At 75.1% G+C, this 23,979-nt stretch carries 18 protein-coding genes and 1 other RNA gene; 6 read left to right on the top strand and 13 right to left on the bottom strand.

Going from position 1 to position 23,979, the window contains the following annotated elements:
• Nucleotides 1-2 precede the first annotated feature (2 nt).
• A complete protein-coding gene (locus T328_RS12865; protein WP_496496129.1) occupies nt 3-1,172 on the top strand; it encodes an XdhC family protein in 1,170 nt (389 codons plus the stop codon).
• Nucleotides 1,173-1,176: 4 nt separating this feature from the next.
• Here T328_RS12865 and T328_RS12860 read toward each other — a convergent pair whose 3' ends face one another.
• Complete coding sequence (locus T328_RS12860; RefSeq protein WP_496496370.1) at nt 1,177-2,319, bottom strand: MFS transporter; 1,143 nt, start codon at nt 2,317-2,319, stop codon at nt 1,177-1,179.
• 168 nt (nt 2,320-2,487) lie between these two features.
• Between T328_RS12860 and T328_RS12855 the strand changes: the two genes are divergently transcribed.
• Nucleotides 2,488-3,414 carry a LysR family transcriptional regulator gene (locus T328_RS12855; protein WP_496496128.1) on the top strand — a complete coding sequence of 309 codons (927 nt, stop codon included), beginning with the start codon at nt 2,488-2,490 and terminating at the stop codon, nt 3,412-3,414.
• Between the two features lie 116 nt (nt 3,415-3,530).
• Here T328_RS12855 and T328_RS12850 read toward each other — a convergent pair whose 3' ends face one another.
• The 3 genes from T328_RS12850 to T328_RS12840 all read right to left on the bottom strand — a co-directional run bounded on the left by T328_RS12850 (nt 3,531) and on the right by T328_RS12840 (nt 5,737).
• A complete protein-coding gene (locus T328_RS12850; RefSeq protein ID WP_496496127.1) occupies nt 3,531-3,953 on the bottom strand; it encodes a VOC family protein in 423 nt (140 codons plus the stop codon).
• Between the two features lie 148 nt (nt 3,954-4,101).
• The gene (locus tag T328_RS12845; RefSeq protein WP_496496126.1) at nt 4,102-5,403 is read right to left on the bottom strand and encodes an MFS transporter; all 1,302 of its coding nucleotides are present in this window, start codon (nt 5,401-5,403) and stop codon (nt 4,102-4,104) included.
• Between the two features lie 73 nt (nt 5,404-5,476).
• Nucleotides 5,477-5,737, bottom strand: a complete 261-nt coding sequence (locus T328_RS12840; RefSeq protein WP_496496125.1) for a YciI family protein — start codon at nt 5,735-5,737, stop codon at nt 5,477-5,479.
• Between the two features lie 24 nt (nt 5,738-5,761).
• Here T328_RS12840 and T328_RS12835 point away from each other — a divergent pair, with 24 nt between their 5' ends.
• On the top strand, nt 5,762-6,649 hold the full coding sequence (locus T328_RS12835) for a Crp/Fnr family transcriptional regulator (RefSeq protein WP_496496124.1): 888 nt from the start codon (nt 5,762-5,764) through the stop codon (nt 6,647-6,649).
• A 228-nt stretch (nt 6,650-6,877) separates the two neighbouring features.
• Nucleotides 6,878-8,026 (top strand): PP2C family protein-serine/threonine phosphatase, encoded by a 1,149-nt coding sequence (locus tag T328_RS12830; protein WP_496496123.1) that lies wholly within the window; start codon nt 6,878-6,880, stop codon nt 8,024-8,026.
• A 149-nt stretch (nt 8,027-8,175) separates the two neighbouring features.
• On the opposite strand, the gene ssrA is transcribed toward T328_RS12830, so the two are convergent.
• The 5 genes from ssrA to ftsE all read right to left on the bottom strand — a co-directional run bounded on the left by ssrA (nt 8,176) and on the right by ftsE (nt 12,071).
• Nucleotides 8,176-8,546, bottom strand: a transfer-messenger RNA (tmRNA) gene (gene ssrA, locus T328_RS12825).
• A 124-nt stretch (nt 8,547-8,670) separates the two neighbouring features.
• The gene (gene smpB, locus T328_RS12820) at nt 8,671-9,150 is read right to left on the bottom strand and encodes an SsrA-binding protein SmpB (protein ID WP_496496122.1); all 480 of its coding nucleotides are present in this window, start codon (nt 9,148-9,150) and stop codon (nt 8,671-8,673) included.
• 17 nt (nt 9,151-9,167) lie between these two features.
• Nucleotides 9,168-10,286, bottom strand: coding sequence for a S41 family peptidase (locus tag T328_RS12815; RefSeq protein WP_496496369.1), 1,119 nt, complete (start codon nt 10,284-10,286; stop codon nt 9,168-9,170).
• 153 nt (nt 10,287-10,439) lie between these two features.
• Nucleotides 10,440-11,351 carry a permease-like cell division protein FtsX gene (gene ftsX, locus T328_RS12810; RefSeq protein WP_496496121.1) on the bottom strand — a complete coding sequence of 304 codons (912 nt, stop codon included), beginning with the start codon at nt 11,349-11,351 and terminating at the stop codon, nt 10,440-10,442.
• A gap of 30 nt (nt 11,352-11,381) precedes the next feature.
• Nucleotides 11,382-12,071 (bottom strand): cell division ATP-binding protein FtsE, encoded by a 690-nt coding sequence (gene ftsE / locus T328_RS12805; protein WP_281618018.1) that lies wholly within the window; start codon nt 12,069-12,071, stop codon nt 11,382-11,384.
• Between the two features lie 191 nt (nt 12,072-12,262).
• Here ftsE and T328_RS12800 point away from each other — a divergent pair, with 191 nt between their 5' ends.
• Complete coding sequence (locus tag T328_RS12800; RefSeq protein WP_496496120.1) at nt 12,263-12,460, top strand: hypothetical protein; 198 nt, start codon at nt 12,263-12,265, stop codon at nt 12,458-12,460.
• A gap of 144 nt (nt 12,461-12,604) precedes the next feature.
• On the opposite strand, the gene T328_RS12795 is transcribed toward T328_RS12800, so the two are convergent.
• From T328_RS12795 to T328_RS12780, 4 genes are all read right to left on the bottom strand, one after another.
• Entirely contained in the window at nt 12,605-13,381 is a 777-nt protein-coding gene (locus T328_RS12795) for a hypothetical protein (RefSeq protein WP_496496119.1), read from the bottom strand.
• 293 nt (nt 13,382-13,674) lie between these two features.
• The gene (gene prfB, locus T328_RS12790) at nt 13,675-14,796 is read right to left on the bottom strand and encodes a peptide chain release factor 2 (RefSeq protein ID WP_496496118.1); all 1,122 of its coding nucleotides are present in this window, start codon (nt 14,794-14,796) and stop codon (nt 13,675-13,677) included.
• A gap of 151 nt (nt 14,797-14,947) precedes the next feature.
• The gene (locus T328_RS12785) at nt 14,948-16,384 is read right to left on the bottom strand and encodes a serine/threonine-protein kinase (RefSeq protein ID WP_496496117.1); all 1,437 of its coding nucleotides are present in this window, start codon (nt 16,382-16,384) and stop codon (nt 14,948-14,950) included.
• A 170-nt stretch (nt 16,385-16,554) separates the two neighbouring features.
• Entirely contained in the window at nt 16,555-18,273 is a 1,719-nt protein-coding gene (locus T328_RS12780) for a serine/threonine-protein kinase (RefSeq protein WP_496496368.1), read from the bottom strand.
• Nucleotides 18,274-18,808: 535 nt separating this feature from the next.
• Here T328_RS12780 and T328_RS12775 point away from each other — a divergent pair.
• Entirely contained in the window at nt 18,809-23,920 is a 5,112-nt protein-coding gene (locus T328_RS12775; RefSeq protein WP_496496367.1) for an FHA domain-containing protein, read from the top strand.
• Nucleotides 23,921-23,979 lie beyond the last annotated feature (59 nt).

Here is a 23,979-nt window from a genome sequence, read left to right as displayed (position 1 = left end):
CCATGCTGGACATCGCCACCGAACTGTCCGACTGGCTCAAGCAGGGCCGCGACTTCGCCGTCGCCACCGTCACCGGCGTCAGCGGCAGCGCGCCGCGCCCGCCGGGCGCGGCGCTCGCCGTGGATCGCGCGGGAAGAGTGATCGGCAGCGTCTCCGGCGGCTGCGTGGAGGCCGCCGTCTACGAGCTGTGTCAAGACGCGCTGCACAGTGGCCGCCCCGGCACCGAGCGCTTCGGCTTCTCCGACGAGGACGCCTTCGCCGCCGGACTGACCTGCGGCGGCGTCATCGACGTCCTCGTCACCCCGGTACGCGCGGACACCCCCGACCGGGCCGTGTTCGCCGCCGCACTGGCTGCCGCCGCCGGCGGGCAGGCGGCGGCGCTCGCGCAGATCGCGAGCGGGCCACCAGAGCTGCTGGGCCGCGCCCTCCTCGTACATCCCGACGGCACGTACGAGGGCACGTACGGCGACGGCGCCGCATTCGACGCCATCGCAGCGGCCGAGGCGCGGGCGCTGCTGGACGCGGGCCGCACCGGCACCGTGGAGATCGGCGCCGAACAGGCACGCTGCGGCGAGCCGTCCACCCTCCTCGTGCACTCCTCCGGGCCGCCGCCGCGCATGGTCGTCTTCGGCGCGATCGACTTCGCCGCCGCACTGGTACGGATCGGCGCGTTCCTCGGCTACCACGTCACGGTCTGCGACGCCCGGCCCGTCTTCGTCACCCGGGCGCGCTTCCCGGAGGCCGACGAACTCGTCGTCGACTGGCCGCACCGCTACCTTGACACCATCGAGACGGACTCCCGCACGGTGCTGTGCGTCCTCACGCACGACGCCAAGTTCGACGTACCGCTGCTGCGGCGGGCGCTGACGGGGCCGGCCGCCTACATCGGCGCGATGGGCTCGCGCCGCACCCATGCGGACCGTCTCGACAGGCTGCGCGACGCCGGCGTAGACGAGGCCGGGCTCGCCCGCCTCCGCGCGCCGATCGGACTCGACCTCGGCGGGCGCACCCCCGAGGAGACCGCGCTCTCGATCGCCGCCGAGATCGTCGCCGACCGCAGGGGCGGCTCCGGCCTGCCGTACACCGGCGCGCACGGCCCCCTCCACCACGAACCCCTCCACCACGACCAGCTACGTGAGCCGGCTGAGCCCGGCCGCGGGCCCGGCGCCTAGGCGCCTAGGAGGCCGCCCCGCCGTCCGCCGCGGGAACGCGCCCGAGCGCGCTCACCGCGAGGGCGCCCAGCGCCAGCGCGCCGCCCAGCCACAGCACCGACCGGGTACCGAAGCCGTCCACCATCCGGCCGCCCGCGAAGGCACCCAGGGCGATGGCCCCGTTGAACACCGCCACGAACAGGGAGGTCGCGCCCTCCCGGGCCCGCGGTGCGGCCAGGCCCAGCCAGGTCTGGGTGCTGACCGACACACCGCCGTAGGCCAGACCCCAGACGATCAGCAGGACCGCCGCGCCCGTCACCGACAGCCCGAGCAGCGGTACGAGCAGCAGGGAGGCGGCCAGCGTGCCGCTGATCACCAGCACGGTCCCGCGCAGCGACCGGCCCACCCGGGCGCCGACCGCGAAGTTGCCGGCGATGCCGGCGATGCCGTACGCCAGCAGCAGGGTGCCGATCATCGACGCCCCGACGCCCGAGACGTCCTCCAGGATGGGGCGTACATAGGTGTACGCGGCGAAGTGGCCCGTCACCAGCAGGAACACCACGGCGAGCCCGGTGGCCACCCGGGCGTTGCCGATCAGCCGCAGCACGCCGCCGAGCGCGACCGCCTCCTCGGCGGGCAGCGGCGGCAGCAGCATGGCCATGGCCGCGGTCACGAGCAGCGCCAGCCCGCCGACGACGAGGAACGCGGCACGCCAGCCGACGAGTTCACCGATGTACGCACCGGCCGGCACGCCCAGCACGGAGGCGAGGGCGATGCCGCTGAAGATCAGGGAGGTCGCGGGCCCCACGGCCGCGGCCGGAACCAGCCGCACCCCCAGCCCGCCGGCGAGCGACCAGACACCGCCCAGCCCGATACCGACCAGCACCCGGGCCGCCATCATGACCGCGAAGTTCGGCGACCAGGCGGCCAGCACGTTGGCCGCCGCCAGGAGCATGATCAGCGAGCAGAGGGCCACGCGCCGGTCGATCCGGCCCACGGCGGCGGTGATCAGCGGGGCGGAGAGGGCGGCGATCAGGCCGGTGACGGTGAGGGTCAGGCCGGCCGTACCTTCGCTGACGTACAGCGAACCGCTGAGGGGCGTGAGCAGACCCACCGGCAGCATCTCGGACGTGACCACGGTGAAGGTGCCGGCCGCCACGGTCGCCACCGCGGGCCACCCGCCGCGGGGGGAGGGGTGCGGGGCGGCCGTGGGTACGGACAGCTCGTCGACTTTTGCCATGGCCTCAGCCAAGCCCGGCGGGAGGGAGGGGAACAAGCGCGAAGTTCTCATGCTTCCATGAGGTGAGCTCATCGACGCGCGAGAGGAATGCGGCACATGGCGGTGGACGGGGAGCCGACACCGGCGAGCAGGGTGGAGATACGCGAGCTGGAGTGCTTCATGATCCTCGCGGAGGAACTGCACTTCGGACGTACCGGCGAGCGGCTGTACGTGTCCCAGGGCCGGGTCAGCCAGCTCCTCCGCTCGCTGGAGCAGCGCATCGGCGCCCGCCTGGTGGAGCGCACCAGCCGCCGGGTCAGGCTCACCCCGCTCGGCGAGGACTTCCTCGGCACCCTCCGCCCGGCTTACGCGGCACTGCGCGACGCCGTCGAAGGCGCCCGGGCGGCGGCGCTCGGGGTCGGCGGGCCGCTGCGCATCGGGTTCCAGGGGGTCGTGGGGTACGGATTCATGGACGTCGTGGGGGAGTTCGAGGACCGCTACCCGGGCTGTACCACCCGGATCACCGAACTCCCGCTCTCCGACCCCTTCGGACCGCTGCACCGCGACGAGGTGGACACCGCCGTGGTGCTGCTGCCGGTGGCGGAACCGACGCTGGTACTCGGCCCGGTCTTCTCCCGCCAACCGCAGTACGCGGCGGCCTCCCGCCGGCACCCCTTCGCCACGCGCCCCGAGGTGCACGCCGAGGACCTGGCCACGACCCCGCTGATCGGCGTGACCGCCCCGGCCCCGCCCTACTGGCGCGAGGCCCAGGCCCCCGCGCGTACCCCGTCGGGCAGTCCGGTCCCGCAGGGCCCGGAGGTGGGCACGTTGCAGGAGGGCTTGTCGCTGGTGGCGGCGAACCGGGGCGTGATGCTGCTGTGCCGCCCGACGTCGGAGTACCACCCGCGGGGGGATGTGACGTACGTACCGGTGAGGGGGCTGCCGGAGTCGGCGCTGGGGCTGGTGTGGCGGGGGGACCGGGAGAACGCGAGGGTGAGGGCGTTCGCGGAGGCGGTGACGGAGGCGATGGCAGGGGCGGACTGAGGGGTACGGGGGCGCGATGCCGGGGTGGGCCGGTGTCCGGGGGCACCTCCCCGGCCACCCGTCTCTTCAGCGCGCGGGCCTGCGGCAGGGCCTGCTTTGACAGTCGGAGGCTGCCGTCAGCCAGTGGTCGGGGGCGGCGACGCGGTGCGGGGGCGATGGGCCCGCACGTCGACAGGGCGTCCGTCGGGATCGCGAGCCGTCATCGTCCATTGCGTGGGCAGTGTCTCGATCTCGCCGACCGTCCACCCGGCACTCAGGATTCGCTCGCGAACCTCACACAGCTGCGCGTGAGTTCCCACGCGAAGCCCCCATCCCGCGTTGCCCAGGGGGTCGAGACCGGTGGTAGGGGCGTGAGCGGATTCGACGATCATCAGGTGGTCGTCCCCGCCCACGTCGATGACTGCGATGCGAGGATCAGAAGGGGTCGCGGCGCGCTCGAACGCGAGTGCCGCCCCGAGCAGTTCCGTGTAGTACGCGACGAGCCGGTCGAGGCCGGTCGTGGACAGGGTCACATGGTTGATTCCGAGGAGATCGGGCATGGTGAGGCGACTGTAGTCCAGCCGCTGGACACCACCCCCGGGTCGGGTTCGTCAGCGGGCTCGAAGGCCCTCGGGAAAGGGTACGGCGCCGTCCTGTAGCCCCCACTCCTCCAGGATCGAGCGGTACTCGCCGTTCTCGATCAACGTGCTAAGCGCGTTCGTGATGGCCGGCCGCGTCCGCCGACGCCGCCGCTTCCGTACGAGCCCGCCCCCGCCCCCGCGACACCAGCCACACCCCCGCGCCCGCCACCGCCACCCCCACCGTCGCCGCCCCCGACCCCGCCAGCACCGCCCGCGGCCCGAACGCCGCCACCAGCGGCCCCCCGAGCGCCGCCCCGACCGGCGTCGACGTGAGCAGCACGGCGCCGCGCGCGGCGAGCACCGTGGTCAGCCAGCCCTCGGGGGTGCGGTTCTGGAAGAGGGTGAACGACAGCGCCGGGTACGGGCCGTACACCGCGCCGCCCAGCGCGAAGCAGGCCATCGCCGTGGCGGCCCCGGCCCCGATCCCGTACGGCAGCAGCAGCGTCGCGCCCCAGCCCGCGACGATGCCGAGCGTCACCGGCCACAGCGGCAGCCGCCGCAGCGCGCCGACCGTCAGCCCGCCGACGACCGCGCCGACGCCGAAGACGGTCCAGAACAGGCCGAGGAGTCCGGAGTCGCCGTCGAGCGTGCCGGTGACGTAGAGCGGAAGGGCGACCTCGACGGGGCCGTAGAGGGCGAAGAACAGCCAGGTGAGGATGAGGATGGCGAGCAGTTCGCGCTGCCCGGCCAGCAGCCGCAGCCCGCGGCCGGCGGGCTTGTGCTCCGCGTCCTTGCCCCGCGTTTCGGCGTCGTCGGGCCCCAGCCGCGCGGTCTGCACGGCGAGCACCGCGTACGTGAGCGCGTCCAGCCCGACGACCCACGCCGGGCTGACGGCCGTGGCCAGGAACCCGGCCACCGCCGGACCGGCCACGATGCTGGTGGACATGCTGGCGCCGAGGAGGGAGTTGGCCGCCAGCCGGTGCTGCTCCGGCAGCAGCTGGCCGACCAGCGTGAACTTCCCCGCGTTGCCCCAGGCGGTCAGCACCGACGAGCAGCCGAGCAGCACGACGTACGTCACGGGGTGCAGGACGCCGACGGCCCACGCCAGCGGCACACAGCCCAACAGGGTGCCGCGCAGCGCGCAGTTGGCGATGAGCAGCCTGCGCGCCGGGAGCTTGCGCAGCCACCGCCCGAGCAGCAGCACACCCGCCGCCCCCGGCAGCGCGTACGCGGCGAGCGCGGCCCCGACGAGCAGGCCCTCGCGGCCGTCGGGGGCGATGACGATGGCCAGCCACGCCACGGCCACCATGCTCATGCCGCCGCCGAAGTCCGAGGCCACGAACGCGGGCAGCAGGCGGCGCAGCCGCGGGTGGGCGAACACGGGGCGGTAGGCGCGCGGCACGAGCCGCGGGAGGAGGGGGCGGGTCACCCCGACAGGGTGCAGTCTGCACCGCGGTCGAGGTCAAGGGGCGCCGGAGGCGGAGGCGCCGGGGGCGCCGCGGTCAGGGACCGACGACGGGGGTCCACTCGCGTACGCCCACGACCTGGACACCGGGGGTGCGGTAGTACGGGTCGTCGGCCACGATCGCGTCGAGCCGGTCACGGGTCGCGTCGAAGACGAGGAGAGCCCCGGAGTCGTCGGCCCAGGGACCGGCGGCGAGGAGGGTCCCGTCACGGTGGAGGCGGGCGAGCCGGTCGCGGTGGGCGGGCCGGGCGGCGAGGCGGGCGGGGGCGTCGGTGAAGCGCAGTTCGAGTACAAGCATGGGGGCGACGGTACGGTCGGAGGTGTGAGGGGATCTGTATCGCGCGATACACGGAGGGCGAAACCGGCCGCCGCGACGCTGGCCGCCGCGAGGGCGGAGCCCGGGGCGCCGGGCACGCGGCGCGGGGCACCGGGCGCGGAGGCCACCGCGCGGGGCCAGCCGGAGACGCCCGCCGCTGAGTCCACCACACCGGACGCCCGGCCCGGGCCCCCGGAAGACGCCGACCCCGCGCCACCCCCCGCCCTCCACGCCCTCCACGCCGTACCGCTGCTCCGCGGCCTGACCGCCGACCGGCTGCGCGCCGTCTGGCACGGCTCCGTCCCGCGGCGGTACGCCCCCGGGGAGGTCCTGCGCGCGGCCGGGGAACCGGCCCGGTGGCTGCTCCTGCTGCTCGACGGCCGCGTCGCCGCGACCGTCGTGTCCGCGGCCGGGCGGGTCGTACGGGTCGGGGCGTGGTCGGGGCCATGTGCGCTGGACAAGGTCGCGGTGATCGACGACCGCGGCCACACCGCGACGTTCACCGCCCTCACCCCCTGCACCGTACGCAGCCTCCCCCGCGCCGACTTCCTCGCCCTCGTCGACGACGCCACCGCCGTACGCGCCCACGTCCTGCGCACCCTCGCCGCCCAGGCCCGCGACCAGCAGACCCGCTTCACCGCCGCGGCGACGCTCCCCACGCCCGCCCGGCTCGCGGCCTGGCTGCTGGCCGAAGCCGCCCGCCTCCGCTCCCCCCGGGTCCCCCTCCCCGGCGGCCAGCAGCCCCTGGCCGACCACCTCGGCGTCACCCGCGTCACCCTCAACCGCGCGCTGTCCGGCCTGCGCCGCGAAGGGGTGCTGACGTACGCTCGCGGCGAAGTGGAGATCGTCGCCCCCGAGCTGCTGGCGCTGCGCGCGACGCCCCCGCCCCGCTGACGGCAGGCCGGGCATCGAGGCCGCGCGCCGGGGGCGTGGCGTCGTACGCCCTGGTACGGAGCCGCGCCGCCCGGGACCGTACGACCCTGGCCGGCAACCCGTCCCCCGCCCCCCGTCCCCGACCCTCGACCTCGATCGGGTGGCGTGGCCGCGTCGGCTCCCCTACCGTGACCTATCCTCGAACAATCGGAACATAAGCCCTGTAAGCCACCTAAGGACGCCATCGCCATGCGACGCCCGCCGCGCGGCGGCCACCGCCGCGACGTCGGAGGCGCCGGGACCCCCGCCCCGCGAAAACGCGGGTCTCCCGTCCCCCGCGTCCTGTACCCCCTGCTGATCCTCGCCGCCGTCGCGATCGCCGACCTCGCCGCCCCCGACGGGCTGCACATGGCGTCACTGATGGTCACCGCACCTGTCGTGGCCGCGGCGACCACCTCCGTACGCGCCACCGCCGCGATCGCCGCCGCCGCGGTCGCGCTGATCGTGGGGCTGAACCTGTACCACGACGTCTGGGGCGACACCAGCGCCGACATGCACCTCGCGTCCCAGGGCGCCGTGGGCCTGGCCAGCATCCTGGCGTCCGTCCTCCGGCAGCGGCACGCGTCCCAGCTGAAGCAGGTCAGGTCGGTGGCCGAGGCCGCGCAGCTCGCGCTGCTGCGTCCGCCGCCCCCGCGGATCGGCCACCTCGCCGTGCGCGGCGTCTATCTCGCCGCCGAAGCCGAGGCGCAGATCGGCGGTGATCTGTACGAGGTGCTGCAGACCCCGCAGGGGGCCCGGGTGCTCATCGGTGACGTACGGGGCAAGGGGCTGCCCGCCGTCGGGGTCTCGGCCGTGCTGACCGGGTGTTTCCGGGAGGCGGCGTACCGGGAGCCGACGATCGGCGAGGTCGCCGGGCGGATGGAGGAGACCGCCCTGCGGGAGATCGACCGGGACGACGCGGCGGAGGACTTCAGCGAGCGCTTCACCACCGCCCTGCTGGTGGAGATCCCGCCGGACGAGCACGTCGCCCGCATCGTGCACCTGGGCCACCCGGAGCCGCTGATCATCGGCGGCGGCGGCGTCGTCACCGTACACCCGCCCCTGCGGCCCGGCGTCCCGATCGGGCTCGGCGGGCTGGTCGGCACGCTGCCCGTCCCGCAGACCATCGACTTCCGCCCCGGCGAGCGGCTGCTGCTCTACACCGACGGGTTCATCGAGGCCCGCGACGCCAAGGGCGTCTACTTCCCCCTCGCCGAGAGCGCCGCCCGGCACGCGCATCGCGGCCTGGACGAGCTCGTCGCGTCCCTGCGCGCCGACCTGCTCCGGCACGCCGGCCGCCAGCTGCCCGACGACGCCGCCCTCCTCGCCATCGAACGCCTCCCCAACCCGCCCCACTGACCTGACCGGGCCAGCCGCAGGTCCATCACCGCCCCACCCCGCCCACGGGGGTGCGGGTGGCGGAGCCCCCGCCCCGCGCGGCGAAGCCGCGCAGAAACGACGAAGGCGACGCGGCCCACGATCTCGTGGGCACACGTCGCCTTTCGCCTTCGTGGAGATGGCGGGAATCGAACCCGCGTCCAACGGTGCAGGGACAGGACTTCTCCGAGCGCAGTCCGCTTCGCTTTTCTCGGCCCCGGAGATCACGCGGACAAGTCTCCGACGGGCTCAGTCACTGTGGTTTGTCCTGCTACGCCCCGTGACCGGGTTTAGCAGTGGAGTCCCCTAGCTGATGCCAGGATCCGGGTCGGGAACAGCCCCGGGCTGACACTTCGCAAAGTCGCTGCTCAGGCAGCGAGGGCGAAGGTATCGCGCTTGGTTTCGGCGATTATTTGTTTCGGCCTGTGGTTAACGAGATCATGGCCGCTTCCTCGGCTCGCTTCCCCTGTTCCGACAGCCGCTGTCGAAACCGATCATCCCCATGTGGTGTTTTCAAGGTGCGCAGCCCGCATCCGGACCGCTGCCGCCATGGTAGCGGAGGAGCGCCCCCGGATGCCACCGCATTCCACCCCGCGTACGTCCCCATACGCACCCGTCCGCGCAGGTCAGCCGCGGAACTTGCGGCGGGCCGCGGACATCGCCTTCTGCGCCTCGCGCTGATCCTGCTTCTCGCGCAGCGTCTGCCGCTTGTCGTACTCCCGCTTGCCGCGCGCCAGCGCGATCTCGACCTTCGCCCGGCCGTCCTTGAAGTACAGCGCCAGCGGGACGATCGTCAGCCCGCTCTCCTGCGTCTTGCCGATCAGCTTGTCGATCTCCGCCCGGTGCAGCAGCAGCTTGCGCTTGCGGCGCGCGGTGTGGTTCGTCCACGTGCCCTGGGAGTACTCCGGGATGTGCACGTTGTGCAGCCAGATCTCGCCGCCGTCGAGGTGCGCGAAGCCGTCGGCGAGCGAAGCCCGCCCCTGCCGGAGCGACTTTACCTCGGTGCCCGTCAGCACCAGCCCCGCCTCGTACGTGTCGAGGATGAGGTAGTCATGCCGCGCCTTCTTGTTCTGCGCGATCAGCTTGCGACCCGTGTCTTTACCCATAGCCGGGCCATTGTCGCCTAGACGCCGCTCCCGAGGCCACTCAAAACCGTACGGGCCTCCTCCTCCGCGTCCCGGTCGGCGCCGGTGACGGCGAGGTCGAGGTCCGGGGAGACGCCGACGCCCTCCAGGCTGCGCCCGGCGGGGGTGCGGTACTCGCCGACCGTCAGCTCCGCGACCGAGCCGTCGGGCAGGGCCTTCGGCATCTGCACCGAGCCCTTGCCGAAGGTGCGGGTGCCGACGACGACGGCGCGGCCACGGTCCTGCAGCGCCCCGGCCAGCAGCTCGGCGCTGCTCATCGTGCCGCCGTCGACGAGGACGACCAGCGGCGTCTTCGTGTTGCCGCCGGGCTTCGCGTACAGCGCCTGCTGGCTGCCGTGCAGGTCGTACGTCGCGACCACCCCGTCGTCGAGGAAGCCGGACGCGGCCTCGACGGCCTCGACGACCAGTCCGCCGGAGTTGCCCCGCAGGTCGAGGATGAGGCCGTCGCTGCCGCGGGCCTGGGCGGCGGCCCGGCGCACCTCCGCGCCGCTGCCGCGGGTGAAGCTCTCCACCCGGATCACGGGGGCGGTGGCGCCGTCAGCCGCGGGCTCCGCGCGCCGTACGGTCACGGGCTCGGCCTCCAGCTCCACCCGGCGTACGGGGCTCGCCCAGCGCCGCTCGCCGCGCTGGAGCGCAAGCACCACCGTGCTTCCGTGCGCCCCCTCGCCCAGCTCCTCGCCGCGCAGCAGGGCGACGACCTCGGTCACGGGGCGGCCCGCGACCGGGGTGCCGTCGACCGCGCGCAGGATGTCGCCGGCGCGGATGCCGGCCTTGGCGGCCGGGCTGCCCTCGCCGACCTGGGCGATCTCCATCCGGCCGGCCCGGTCGGTCTTGATCCACAGCCCGACGCCGACGTACTTGCCCGCCAGCATCCGCTTCAGCGACTCGTACTCGCGCGCGCTGTACGCCGTCGACCAGCGGTCTCCGCTGCGGCTGACCAGGTCGCCGGCGGAGTCGGCGGTGCCGCTCTCGCCGGCCCGCGGCTCGTAGGCCGGGTCCTCGGCGACGTAGCCGGTGAGCACCTTGGGCGGGCGCCGCGCCTCGCCGGGCCAGGACCCGGTGGCGGCACCGGTGGCCAGGACGCTGACGAAGACCAACGTCAAGGAGGCCCCGCGGCGGAAGGCGCTGCGGGGCCGGTCACAGTCAGACGGGCCCGACATGCCGCTGAGTGTAGGACAGCGGCGGGGGCCATATGGGGAGTTGACCCGGCCACGGCACGCACGTGGCCTACGCCACACCCACCCCGATTGTCAGACCTTGAGGTACTTGCGCAGCGCGAAGAAGGCGGCGATACCCGGCATGAGCAGGCCGATCGCGACGACGAGCGGCAGCACCCGGATCACTTCGTCCCAGCCGATGAAGTTGATCAACAGGATCTTGTCCGCGAGCCAGTTGTCGATCAGGAAGTGCTTGCCGCCGACCAGCAGCACCGCGGCGAAGCCCGCGCCGATCAGGCCGGCGACGGCGGCCTCGACGATGAACGGCAGCTGGATGTAGATGCTGGACGCACCCACCAGCCGCATGATCCCGGTCTCCCGGCGTCTGCTGAACGCCGACACCCGTACGGTGTTGACGATCAGCATGAGCGCCACGACGAGCATCAGCGCCATCACGCCGATCGCCGCGTACGTCATGCCGTTGAGCAGGTTGAACAGGCTCTCCAGCACGTTGCGCTGGTCCTGCACCTCCTGCACGCCCGGCCGGTCGGCGAAGGCGCTGGTGATGACCTCGTACTTCTCCGGGTCCGTCAGCTTGACGCGGAACGACTCCTGCATCTGGTCCGGCGTGAGGGAGGAGGCCAGCGGCGAGTCGCCGAACTGCTCCTTGTAGTGCTTGTACGCCTCTTCGCTGGACTCGTACGTGACGCTCTCGACGACGTCCAGGGCCTTCAGGTCGTCCTGGATCTCCTTCTTCTGCTCCATCGTGACCGCGCCCTTCTCACAGTTGGGCGAGGTCTCGGCGTCCACTTCATTACAGAAGAAGATGGAGACGTTGACCTTGTCGTACCAGTAACCCTTCATGGTGTCGACCTGCTTGCCCATGAGCCAGGAGGCTCCGAACAGGGCCAGCGACAGGGCCACGGAGACGATCACCGCGAAGGTCATCGTCAGGTTGCGGCGGAGACCTACGCCGATCTCCGAGAAGACGAACTGGGCGCGCATGCCCGTCCTTTCAGCTCCGGGGGCAGCAGCTCAGTGCTGGTATCCGTACACACCGCGCGACTGGTCGCGTACCAGCCGCCCCAACTCGAGTTCGATGACGCGCCGGCGCATCTGGTCGACGATCTGCTGATCATGCGTGGCCATGATCACTGTGGTTCCGGTCCTGTTGATGCGGTCGAGCAGCTTCATGATGCCGACCGACGTCTGCGGGTCGAGGTTGCCCGTCGGCTCGTCCGCGATGAGCAGCATGGGCCGGTTGACGAACGCCCGGGCGACGGCGACGCGCTGCTGCTCGCCGCCGGACAGCTCACCGGGCATACGGTCGCCCTTGCCGGCCAGGCCCACGAGGTCGAGCACCTCGGGGACCGTCTTGCGGATCTGGCCGCGCGGCTTGCCGATCACTTCCAGGGCGAACGCGACGTTCTCCGCGACCGTCTTGTTCGGCAGGAGCCGGAAGTCCTGGAAGACCGTGCCCAGCTGGCGGCGCATCTGCGGCACCTTCCAGTTGGACAGCCGGGCGAGATCCTTGCCGAGCACGTGCACCTGACCGTGCGTGGTCCGCTCCTCACGCAGGATGAGCCGCAGGAACGTGGACTTGCCGGAGCCGGAGGACCCCACGAGGAACACGAACTCGCCGCGCTCGATCTCCAGCGAGACGTCCTGGAGCGCGGGTCGGTTCTGCTTGGGGTACAGCTTGGTGACGTTGTCGAATCGGATCACGCTGGGCTCCCTGTCGCGGTCGCAGGTGACCTTACGCGAATGCGGAGGGGGCGCGCAGTCGCCGTGGGCGGTTGGTGCGTTTCGTCACGGACAAACCGCGCGGTGCCGCCGCGGAGATCCGGTGACCCGCGCCGAATCGGTCCGGACCTGGCACAGTGGTAGTAGAGGAGTGCAGCGGGAGGAGGAAGCACATGACACGCGACTGGCTGGTCTGCGCGAACTGTGCGGGACCCGTGAGCGAGGGCCGCTGTCCCGTCTGCCGGGCGAGCAGGGAGCGCATGCGCCAGGAAGGCGGCTGGCACGGCGTGACGGTGACCACGGTGTGGATACTGCTGGCGCTGCTGGCGGCCGTGGCGGCGGTGCTGTTCCTGCAGCAGCGGACGGCCTAGCCGGAGCGTCCGCGACGCTCGCGGATGTGACGCGTATGACGTTTCCCTGAGCGACGGCACACGACAAGCACGCGGAAGGGCCCGGAGCGAATGATCGCTCCGGGCCCTTCGTCTCGCCGGTACGGCGTGGGCGTGCCCCGTGGGTCAGGCAGCCGTGCCGTTGCGGGTCATCAGCCGCGGCAGCAGCCGGAAGCCGACGCCGCCCGCGATGATGCTGGCCGCACCCACGAGCAGGTACGTGGTGCCGCTGGAACCGGTGTCGGCCAGCTGCTCCTCCGGCTGGCTGTCGCCGGCCGGGGAGGGCTCGCTGCCGCCGGAGGTCGACTCGGCCTCGCAGATGACGCTGTCGTCGTCCAGCTCACAGCCGGCGTCGCCGCCGGTGCCGCCGGTGGTCTGCTGGCCGCCGGTGGTCTGCTGACCGCCGTCGTCACCGGAGCCGCCGTCGTCACCGGAACCACCGTCGTCGGCACCGCCGTCGGTCGTGGTCTCGCCGGTGGTCTCGCCGGTCGTCTCACCCGTGGTCTCACCGGTCGTCTCGCCGGTGGTCTCACCCGTCGTCTCGCCAGTGGTCTCGCCGGTGGTTTCACCGGTCGTCTCGCCGGTGGTCTCGCCGGTCGTCTCACCCGTGGTCTCACCGGTCGTCTCGCCGGTGGTCTCACCCGTGGTCTCGCCCGTCGTCTCGCCGGTGGTCTCACCGGTCGACTCGCCGGTGCTGCCCTCGATGAGACCCGCGATGATGCCGCCGGTGTCGTCGCCGCTGCGGCCCTGGTCGTCGCCCGACCTGACCTCAAGCTCGACGCGCGTGTCGCCATCGTCGTCGCCGGTGGCCTGCGCGGCACCGGCGGCGGCAAGCGAGGCGCCGCCGGCGATCAGCGCGCTGGCGGCGACTCGCGCCACCCGTACACGCACCTTGTTCGTCATTGCTCGCTACCCCCAGTAGCCGTACTCGTCAGTGGGTTTGGCGTCGGTACGGGGCCTGTTCGCGGCGGGCTTGCCCCCCTCAGTCACACGAACCCCACACACCTGCAAGTATCGGCCGTCAGCCTCTCCGTTATTCGGTGGAGCGTCAAGCGACTTGAGACGGGGTTGTACCTTTTTCCGGCCAATGTCCCGGCCAAGTGGTGCACGACTGTGACACTTGCAACGTCCGCGGTCAGCCGTGGAATTGCAGCGGACGAACCGCGTCCGCGAACGCCCGCCGCCGGCCGCCGGACTCAGCCCTCGGCGTTCGCCTGCTCCTGCTGCTTGCGCCAGCGGATGCCGGCCTCCAGGAAGCCGTCGATCTCGCCGTCGAGCACGGCGTGCGGATTGCCCACCTCGTGCTCCGTGCGCAGGTCCTTGACCATCTGGTACGGCTGCATCACGTACGACCGCATCTGGTTGCCCCAGGAGCCGGCGCTGTCGCCCTTGAGCGCGTTCAGCTTCGCCTGCTCCTCCTCCTTGCGCCTGGCGAGCAGGCGGGCCTGCAGCACGCGCATGGCGGCGGCGCGGTTCTGGATCTGCGACTTCTCGTTCTGGCAGGAGACGACGATGCCGGTCGGCAGGTGCGTGATCCGGATCGCGGAGTCCGTGGTGTTGACGGACTGCCCGCCGGGCCCGGAGGAGCGGAAGACGTCGATCCGGATCTCGTTCTCCGGGATGTCGATGTGGTCGGTCTGCTCCACGACGGGCAGCACCTCGACGCCGGCGAAGGACGTCTGGCGGCGGCCCTGGTTGTCGTACGGGGAGATGCGCACCATGCGGTGCGTCCCCTGCTCGACGGAGAGGGTGCCGTACGCGTACGGCGCCTTGACGGCGAAGGTCGTCGACTTGATGCCGGCCTCCTCCGCGTACGAGGTGTCCAGCACCTCCGTCTGATAGCCCTTGTGCTCGGCCCAGCGCAGATACATGCGCTGCAGCTGCTCGGCGAAGTCGGCGGCGTCCACGCCGCCCGCCTCCGCCCGGATGTTGACCATCGCCTCGCGCTGGTCGTACTCCCCGGAGAGCAGCGTGCGCACCTCCAGCTCCTCGACCGCGCGCCGGACGTCGGACAGCTCGCCCTCGGCCTCGCGCTGCGTGTCGGCGTCGCCCTCGCTCTCGGCGAGCTCGAAGAGGACTTCGAGGTCGTCGATCCGCCCGCGCAGCTCTTCGGTCTTGCGCAACTGGCCCTGCAGGTAGGAGAGCCGGCTGGTCACCTGCTGCGCGTTCGCGGGGTCGTCCCAGAGGGAGGGGGCCGCGGCCTCCTCCTCAAGCACGGCGATGTTGGCCCTCAGCTTGTCGAGGTCGAGAACGGCCTCGATGGAGTCCATGGTGGAGCTGAGGGCCTTGAGCGATTCGGATACGTCAGGTGCTGCCACCCCACCAGAGTACCGCTGCATACGGCAGCCATCCGTGGCGCGTGGGCGAGGGATGCCGTACCTGCGGCTACGGGCCGAGGCGCGGGCTCGCGTGGTGGGCGTACGGACCAGGCGTACGGGCCAGGCGTGCGGGCCGGTGTCGGGCCGGGCCCTACGGCTCCGAGGTCGTGGAGCGGTCGCCGCCTCCGCCGCCCTCCCCGCCGCCGTCGCCGCCGGCCGCGACCAGCCAGCCGCCGACGCCCGCGACGGCGATGACCGCCGCCGCCACCGTGATCTTCAGCCTCCCGCTGCGCCCGAGGGGCGTGGGGGCACCCCCGTCGCGCCGCCTGGTGCCCGCGCGGGCGGCGCGGGCCGAGCCCGGCCGCGGCTGGCCGGCCAGCCGCGGCACGCGGGCGGTGCCGCGGGCGCCGCCGGCCAGCTCCTCGGCGCTGGGCATGCGCATGCTCGTGTGGGTGTCCCGGTTGGAGTCCGGCGCGGCGGACCGCACCAGCGGCACCGAGCCGCGCAGCGGCTGCCCGCCGGCCCCGGTGACGCCCGGCTCGCCGGCGGTGGCGAGGGCCGCCGCCGGGGACGCCGCCCGGTCCGTGCCGAGCCGCATCGTGTGCGGCGGCCCGTCGGCCGCGGCCTCGTCCGCCCCGTCCGCCGACTCCTCCACGTCCAGCGGCGGCAGCCCGTCCAGATCCGGCAGCATCTCGCGCAGCCGGGCGGCCAGCTCCACCGCCCGCAGCCGCGACGCCGGCGCCTTCGCGAGGCACTGCAGCAGCAGCTCCCACAGCTCGTCGGGGATGCCGGGCAGCGGCGCGACGGTCTCCGTCACGTGCCGCCGCAGCACGGCGCCGGGGTGGCCGCCGCCGAAGGGCGTGAAGCCGGCCAGCAGCTCGTACAGCACCGTGGCCAGGGCGTAGATGTCGACGGCCGCGCGCGCCGGGAGGCCCTCGACGATCTCGGGGGCGACGTAGTCGGGGGTGCCGATGACGCGGCGCTGGGTCGGGACCCGGGTGCCCGTGGCGGCGCCGCCGCGCCCGCGGGGTGCGGCGGCGGGGGCGCCCCCGCGCCCCCCGGGCGTAGGGGGAGGATGGGGCGCGCGCCCGGGGGCGTCGATGAGCTTGGCCACGCCGAAGTCGGTGAGCAGCGCGGGGGGCGCACCGCCGGAGCCGGCGGGGGCGTCGGAGTCCAGCAGGACGTTCTCGGGCTTGACGTCCCGGTGTACGAGCCCCGCGGCGTGCGCGGCGGCGAGCGCCTCGGCCACGTCGGCGGCGATGGCGACGGCGGCCTGCGGGAGCAGCCGGCGCTCGCGCTCCAGCCGGGTGCGCAGGTCCGTACCACGGACGAGGTCCATGACGAGCGCCAGGTCGCGGCCGTCGACGACGAGGTCGCGGACGCCGACCACGCGCGCGTGGTCCAGGCTCATCAGCGCGGTGCGCTCCTGGAGGAAGCGCTCGACCAGCTCCCGGTCCTCGGCCAGGTCCTCGCGGAGCAGCTTGATGGCGACCGGCCCGTCGGGGCCCTCGCCGAGCCACACCGTGCCCGCGCTGCCGCGTCCGATCACCTGATGGGCGGCGTATCGGCTGCCGATTCTGCGTGCCATGACGACAAAGCTACGCGGCGACACGGGCGTTGGGTGCCGGACCGGCACGGAAACCCCCTGTGGGTGTCGACTTGTCGGCATGCTCACAGGCCAGGGGGTGTCTTCGGGCCCGCCGGTGGCGGAGGTACGGGGTCCGTGCCGTGCCCCGGTGCGGCGCCTCGGCGCCCCGGTTACTGGCCCGGGGGGTTCGTGGCGTCCTTGAGGTTGTTGACGCCGTCCTCGATGTCGTTCTTCGTCTTCTCGGCGTCGTCGGCGGCGTCGTTGAACTCCGAGACCCAGTTCTTGAAGTCGGTGGCCCAGTCGGTGACCTGGTCCCAGAAGCCCTTGCCGTCCGCGATCGCGTCCTGGAGCGGGGTCAGCTCCCAGATCAGCCACGAGCCGACGACCAGGACGAGGACCGTGAACAGGCAGCCCTTCAGACAGCCGAGCCCCGGGATGCGCATCGGGTTCGCGCTGCGCCCCCGCTCCCGCGGCTGCTGGGGCGGCGGGGGCGCGGGCGGCTGCGGGCGGGGCTCGTAGCGCTGCGGTGGCGGCTCGCGGCGGGCAGGCGGGGCGGCGTACGCCTCGGGCGGCGGCTGCCGCCGCTGGACGCGCCGCGGCGGGCGGCGGCGCAGGGGGTCCTCGCTGGGGTCGAGGTAGCCGATCTGCTGGGTCTGCTCGCCGCGGTCGCGGGCGGCGCGCATCTGGGTCTCCCAGGGGTGCGGGCCCTCCGGCTGCGGCGGCCCGTCGGTGACGGGCATGACGCGGGTGCCGTCCTCGGACCCGGGGGCACCCGGGCCGCCGGGGCCCTGCTGGCCGTGCGCGGCGGCGGCGCCCGCGGCGCCTGCCGCGCCGGCGGGCAGCACGCTGGTGGCGGCGTTCGGGTCGTACGAGCCCTGCCCGGGGCCGCCGCTGCCGCTGCCGGCCGGGAGGATCTGCGTGGGGTCGGACGCGCCCACGCCGGTGCCCGGCACCTGCGCGGGGTGCGGGTCGGCGGCGAGCAGCGCCGCGACGCCGAGGGCCGCGGTCGCCTGCTCGGGAGTGGCGCCGGCGCCGATGCCGGCGGCCACGGTGCGCAGTCCGCGGGCCAGGTTCTCGGCGCTGGGGCGCTCGTCGGGGTTCTTGCGCAGGCAGGACTGGACGACGGTCCACATCGGGTCCGGCAGGCCCGGCGGGCGCTGGGCCTCCTGGCTGAGGTGCTGGTGGAGCACCTCCAGGGCGGAGCTGCCGCCGAAGGGCGGACGGCCGGTCAGCAGCTCGTACAGCAGGATGCCTCCGCCGTAGACGTCCACGGCGGAGGTCTGCGGACGGCCCTCGGCGGACTCGGGCGCCACGTACGCGGGCGTGCCCACGAACTCGTGGGTGCGCGTCAGGCCCGGGGAGTCCGCAAGCCGGGCGATGCCGAAGTCGGTGAGCATCGGCTGCATCGGGCCGGACCCGTCGGGCGTCGCGCCGCCGGCGAGCAGCACGTTCGCGGGCTTGAGGTCGCGGTGGACGATGCCGTCGGCGTGGCTGGCGGCCAGCGCGTCCGCGATCTGGGCGGTCAGCAGGGCGGCGCCGATGGGCGAGAACGGTCCGTTCTCACGGAGGTAGCGGTGCAGGTCCGGCCCGTCCACGAGGTCCATGACGAGGGCCAGCAGATCGCCCTCGACGACGAGGTCGCGGGTGCGGACGATGTTCGGGTGGGTGAGGCGGAGGAGTGCGGAGCGCTCGCGCAGGAACCGCATCACCACGTCGGCGTCGCCGGCCAGCTCCTCCTTGAGGACCTTGATGGCGACTACCTCGCCCGGGCTGCCCGCCACGGCGGCTTCCGCCCCCGCCGTCTCGCGCTGGCGGCCACGCCACACGGTGCCCGTGGCGCCGCGCCCGAGCGGCTCTTCGAGGAGGTACTTGCTGCCTACCGGCCGCACGTCATGCGCTCCCTGGTCGTGGTCGTTCCTGCCGGCCCGCGGACCGGTCGGTCCGGGCGCCATCTGCACCACTCTAGTGGCGGCACCGGGGCGGTGGGCGGGCTGTGGGTGGGCTGTGGGCGGCGGGCCCGGCTCCGCCTCTGGCCACCGGTTTCCCGGAAGGGACCTCCTGTTTTCCGTGCGCGTTTCCGTGCGCGTTTCTGTGCGCGTCCTATGCGCGTTCTGTGCCCGTCCAGACGCGGTACCCGTTCGCGGCGCCGCTCACCCCGCCGTACGACCGGATCGCCGAAAACGCGGCCGTTTCGTGACGGCTGTTCGGAGAAAGGACGTCGGCGGACCGGTCTGTGGTTGCCCCGTACAGCTCACGGAGGCGTCAGCAGCGGTCCGGAACGGCAAACTTTAAGCCGGAGTTGAGGCAGGAAGCGGCCATACAAGATCCACCAACGCCGGTCCCGCAGCGGGTTGTCGGTGGGAGATGGGAATATGACTGCTGCCCTCGAATCGGCCCTGCCCAGGGAAGGGAGCGGTGACCGGCATGCAGATCCGGCTGACCGTCAAGGCGACGCGCGGCGGTGCCGCCGCCCGCGGTCGCGATGTGATCGTCACCGCTCCTGCCGGCACGACCCTGGGCGCCGTGGCCGGAGGTCTGCTCGACGCGGCGGCAGCCGCCGCCTCCGGCGGCGGGGGCACCGCGAGCGGCCCGGGCGGCGCGGCCGTACCGGTGTACGCGGGACAGCGGCTCCTCGACCCGGACCGCACCCTGCTCGGCGAACCCCCGCTGGTGGACGGCGCGGTGCTGAGCCTCGGCGGCCCCGCGGACCCGGGCCACGGCCGGCCGCCGGAGGCGGACGCCGCGGCGGTCCCCAGCCTGCGGGTGGTGGCGGGCCCCGACGCCGGCGGGGTCCATCTGCTGCACGGCGGCCAGATCCGGATCGGCAGATCGGCGGACGCCGACGTGCCGCTGGACGACCCGGATGTGTCGCGGCTGCACTGCGCGCTGACGGTGGCGTCCGACGGCCGGATCACGGTGGCGGACCTGGGCTCCACGAACGGCACGACGGTCGACGGCGCCGCGGTGGGGCGCACGCCGGTGCCGCTGGCGGCCGACGCGGTGCTGCGGGTGGGCGAGTCGGCCCTGCGGATCGCCTCGCCGGCGGGGCACGGGGGGACGGGGTCGGGGTCGGAGTACGGCGCGGGGTCGGCGGGCGGCGGGTCGGGGCCGGGGTCGGGGTCGGGGTCGGGTGAGCACAGTCGGGTTCCGGAGCAACGCCGGCCGCGCGAACAGGGCTCGACGACGAACGGGCTGGGCGGCGGATGGCCGGCGGGCGGCGGCCCGGAGTACGGACGTACGGGCCCGGGGCGGGCGTACGGCGGCGGTGACGCCGGGGGTGAGTACGCCGCGGGCGCGGACCGGGGCAACGGCGATGAGCACGGCGGCGGGCCGGGCGGGCCGGGGGCTGGACACCGGGTCGCCGACGCGGGCAGCGGTCACAGCGCGGCGGGGACGGATCGTACGCACGGCGGCGGGCCCGCGGCACGAGGCCGGACGGAGTCCGGCAGAGCACGGCGAGGCGGGAGCGGGAACCGCGGCGGTGACGCGGCGGCGGGCGTCGGGTACGGCGACGGGCGTGGTGGCGCCGAGGGGACTGGACCCGACACGGGGGGCGTAGGCGGCTCCGCCGCAGCGGACCCCGCGTACCGGAGCGCCGACCGGAACGGACCGGGCGCAGACACCCAGGGAACCGGCGCAGGACGCGGGCCCAGCCCCGCGGGAACGGACCCCGAATACGGCAGCGCCGGCCAGAGCGGACCCGGCACGGGAGGCGCGCGCGGCCCTGCGGGAGCGGACCCCGCGTACGGCGACGAACGCGGCGACGCCGAGGGGAGCGGACCCGGCACGGGGGCCCGCGGACCCGGCGCAGGACGCGGACACGGCGGCACCGACCGGAGTGGACCCCGCGCGGGGACCCGAGGGCCCGGCACGGGCGCCGCTCACGGCTCCACCGCAGCGGACCCCAGGTACGGCAGCGCCCACGAGAACGAACCGGGCACAGGCGCCCAGGGACCCGGCGCAGGACGCGGGCACGGCGGCGCCGACCGGAGTGGGCCCGGCGCGGGCGCCGCTCACGGCTCCCCGGGTGCGGACCCCGGGTACGGCGGCGGGCGGGCGGTCCCCGGCCGGACCGCGCCGGATGCCGGGGGCGCGTACGGCGCGGGGACCGGTGCCGGGGAGCGCGGTGACCGGCGGGCACGCGGTCGCACCGGCGACGGCGGCGACGGCGCCGAGAGGGGGCGGGAGCCGGACGCCTCCGTACCGCCGCGCAGGGGTGGTACGCCGACGCGGGGCACCGCCGTGCCGCCGGAGCTGCGACCGCGCGGCGGTGCCGCGGGAGCGGCCCGGCGCGGCGAAGCCGCCTCCGTACCGCAGCCGCCGCGGCGCGGGATCCGGGCGTGGGCCCGTCGGCTCGGCGGCGGGCGGGAGGAGGCCGCGGCGCAGGAAGCCGCCGCCCCGGCCGCGGCCCGTACCGCCCTCGAACGCACCGGGACGGCCACCCCGCACGACCGCTACCCGGACGCCGCCGCCATCCTGCTCGCGGCCCTCGCCAACGAAGCCGCCTATCAGCCGGGCTTCACCGCCGTCCCGACCGGCACCGGCGGCACGGCCCACTCGTCCTACGCCTACGCCCCCGGCTACCGCTCCGGCGACGCCCCGGCCCACCACCCCGCCCACCCCGGCGACACGGTGGGCCCGGGCGGCACGTCCCCGTACCCCGGTGCCCCCGGAGGCGCCCCCGCGCGCCCCGGCACCCCGGCGGGCCCCGGCGCGACCGGCACCGCGGGCGGCCCTCCGTATCCCGGCGACCCCGCGGGCCCCGACGCAACCCGCACCACCGGCGGATCCCCCCACCCCGGCACCCCCGCAGGCGCCCCCGCGCGCCCCGGCGACACCGCACGCCCCGGCGTGACCGGCCCCGCGGGCCCGACCCCGCCCGGCGCCGCCGCAGGCGGTCCCGCGCAACCCGGCGCCGCCGCGGGCGGCCCCGCCGGCGGGCTCGTCTTCCGGCGTGACCTCGCGCACTCCGACGCGCTCGTGCTGCGGCTCGGCACCGAGTTCCGCCCCGGCGGCGGCACCGCGCCCGTGACCGTCGACCTGCGGCGGGCCGGGTCGCTCGCGCTCGCCGGGCCGCGGCCCCGGCTGGCCGGGCTGGCGCGCTCCGTCGTGGCCCAACTGGCCGCGCTGCACGCGCCCGACGCCCTCGAACTGGTGCTGATCTCCGCCGATCCGACCCGGCCGCACGAGTCCCGCGTCGAGGACTGGTCGTGGGCCGGCTGGCTTCCCCACGTACGGCCGCGGCAGGGGCAGGACTGCCGGCTGCTGCTCGCGTACGACCGGGAGCAGGCCGCCGCCCGCGTCGGTGAGTTGCAGCGGCGGCTGGAGCAGCCGGCGACGACCCCGCGCAGCGTGGTCGTCGTCGACGGCGACCCCGGCACGAGCGCCGTCCGCGACGCCGTCGCCCGGCTCGCCGAGCACGGGCCCGCCGCGGGCGTGCACGTCGTCTGCCTCGCCGAGACCCCATCCGCCACCCCCGCCTCGCCGTTGACCGCGACGTACGCCGCCGCCTGCGAGGCGGCGCCCGGCTTCGCCGCGTGCGGGGCGGTGGGGCTGCTCAGCGGCGACGTCGCCACGGGCCTGCGGCTCCTGCTGCGCCCCGGGCCGCCGTCGCCGAGCGGCGCGACCGGCGACGCGGGGTCGGCGGCCGGTCAGTTGCCGGGCGATACGGCGCCGAGTGGTTCGGCGGCCGGCTCGCCGACGCCGAGCGGTGCGGCGCCCCACAGCTCCTCGCCACGCGGTACCGCACCCCGCAGCCCGTCGCCGCGCGGCACGGCGGCCGATAGTTCGTTCCCCGGGCCCGCAGCCCCGCCGTCCGGGCAGACTCCGTACGCCCCCGCCCCCGGCCCCTCCGCCACCGCTACCACCTACGGCACCGGCCGGGTCCGCCTCGTCGACGACGACTTCGTGGCGCCCGGCGAACCCTCCGCGGCCGGGGGCTGGTTCGAGGCCGCCGCCTCCGGGCCGGGCCACGCCGTGGGCCCGGCCGGGACGGTCGACGCCGTGTCGGCGGCCTGGGCGGAGCGACTCGCCCGCGCCCTCGCCCCGTACGGCGAACGCGACGACGCCGACGGCACCCACGCCGCCCGCCGCGGCGGCGCCCTCCCCGGGGCCGTACGCCTCCTCGACGAGCTGGACCTCGCCCGCGCCACCCCGACCGCGCTGACCGCCCGCTGGCTGGAGTCCCGCGCCGGCGCCCCGCGGGTCGGCGCCGTGCTCGGCGCGGGGCCGGACGGGCGGCTCGCGGCCGACCTCGCCGCCGGGCCGCTGGCCGTCGAAGGCGCCGCGCGCGGCGGCAAGTCGGAGCTGCTGCGCTCGTTCGCCGCCGCGCTGGCCGCCGGGGAGCCGCCGGAGCGGCTCCAGCTGGTGCTGGTCGACGGCGCGGGGCGGGAGCGCGGGGACGCGCTCGGCGCGGCGGCGGACCTGCCGCACGTCTCGGGGCATCTGGTCGCGGCCGACCCGGTGCGGATGCGGGAGTTCGCGCAGGAGCTGGGTGCGGAGTTCAAGCGCCGGGCCGCGCTGTACGCCCCGGAGGGGGAGTCGGCGCCGCAGGGCCCGGCAATCCCCGGACCGCGGTCCGGGGCCGAGCCCCGGCCGGGGGGCGCGGCCGACGTGCAGGCGCCGCAGAGCAACACCCTCCGCCTCCGCCGGCAGGGCGCCTCCGGCGAGCTGCCGGGAACGGGAACGGCGACGGGGGCGGGGACGACGACGGGAACGGGAGCGGCAACGGGGACGGGAGCAGGAGCCGGGACCGGCTCGGCCGCGGCGCCGGGTACGGCGGGCGCCACCGACCCTGCGCCCCACGGCACCCCGGCCCCCGGCGCCGCAGCCGCCTCCCCGCGTCGCGGCGGCACCCCGCCGCACGGGACCCGGACGCCGGAAACGGCCCCACGCCCCGGCACCACGCCCCCACACGGCACCCCGTCTCCCGGCATCCCGTCTCCCGGGGCCCCGTCTCCCGGCACCCCGGGCCTCGGCGCCCCCGCGCCCGGCCCGGCCCGCTCCGCGCCCGCCGGGCGCCGTCCCGCCCTGCCCGCCGTCGTCCTGCTCGTCGACGACTTCGACGCCCTCGTCGCCCCCGCCCTCGGCAGCCCCGCCCGGCCCGCCGCCGGGTCGGTCGTCCGCGTGGTCGAGGCCATCGCCCGCGACGGCGGCCCGCTCGGCATGCACCTCGTCACGGCTTCGGCGCAGCCCGAGAAGACCGCCGGCACCGCCGCCGTCTCCGGCGCCGCGCACCACGTCGTGCTCGGCGGCGACGACGTGCCGCCCGGGCGCGGGCTGCTGTGCGACGCCGGGGCGGAGCCGGTGCCGTTCCAGGCGGCCCGGGTCACCGGCCGGATCCCCCGTACGGCGACCGCCCGGCCCACCGTCGTCCCGCTGGAGTGGGCCCGCATGGGCTCACCCCCGACCAGCCGCCCCCTGCGCGAACTCGGCAACGGGCCCACGGACCTGGCCCTGCTCGCCAGCGCCCTCCAGCGCGCCGCGGGCTCGGCCACCGCCACCCCGGCGGGCGACGCCCGCACGCCGTCCCCGTAGCCCAGCCTCAGACCCCGACCCAGCCTCAGACCCCGACCCAGCCCCAGACCCCGACCCAG

Source organism: Streptomyces sp. CNX435, from assembly GCF_059570575.1.
This window is presented reverse-complemented; position numbering and strand designations above follow the sequence as displayed.

Excerpts from the sequence above, each read along its gene's own strand:
- T328_RS12865 (WP_496496129.1), top strand. The coding sequence starts at position 3 with ATGCTGGACATCGCCACCGAACTGTCCGACTGGCTCAAGCAGGGCCGC.
- T328_RS12855 (WP_496496128.1), top strand. The coding sequence starts at position 2,488 with ATGGCGGTGGACGGGGAGCCGACACCGGCGAGCAGGGTGGAGATACGC.
- T328_RS12850 (WP_496496127.1), bottom strand. The coding sequence starts at position 3,953 with ATGCCCGATCTCCTCGGAATCAACCATGTGACCCTGTCCACGACCGGC.
- T328_RS12840 (WP_496496125.1), bottom strand. The coding sequence starts at position 5,737 with ATGCTTGTACTCGAACTGCGCTTCACCGACGCCCCCGCCCGCCTCGCC.
- T328_RS12830 (WP_496496123.1), top strand. The coding sequence starts at position 6,878 with ATGCGACGCCCGCCGCGCGGCGGCCACCGCCGCGACGTCGGAGGCGCC.
- smpB (WP_496496122.1), bottom strand. The coding sequence starts at position 9,150 with ATGGGTAAAGACACGGGTCGCAAGCTGATCGCGCAGAACAAGAAGGCG.
- ftsX (WP_496496121.1), bottom strand. The coding sequence starts at position 11,351 with ATGCGCGCCCAGTTCGTCTTCTCGGAGATCGGCGTAGGTCTCCGCCGC.
- T328_RS12800 (WP_496496120.1), top strand. The coding sequence starts at position 12,263 with ATGACACGCGACTGGCTGGTCTGCGCGAACTGTGCGGGACCCGTGAGC.
- T328_RS12795 (WP_496496119.1), bottom strand. The coding sequence starts at position 13,381 with ATGACGAACAAGGTGCGTGTACGGGTGGCGCGAGTCGCCGCCAGCGCG.
- T328_RS12785 (WP_496496117.1), bottom strand. The coding sequence starts at position 16,384 with ATGGCACGCAGAATCGGCAGCCGATACGCCGCCCATCAGGTGATCGGA.
- T328_RS12775 (WP_496496367.1), top strand. The coding sequence starts at position 18,809 with ATGCAGATCCGGCTGACCGTCAAGGCGACGCGCGGCGGTGCCGCCGCC.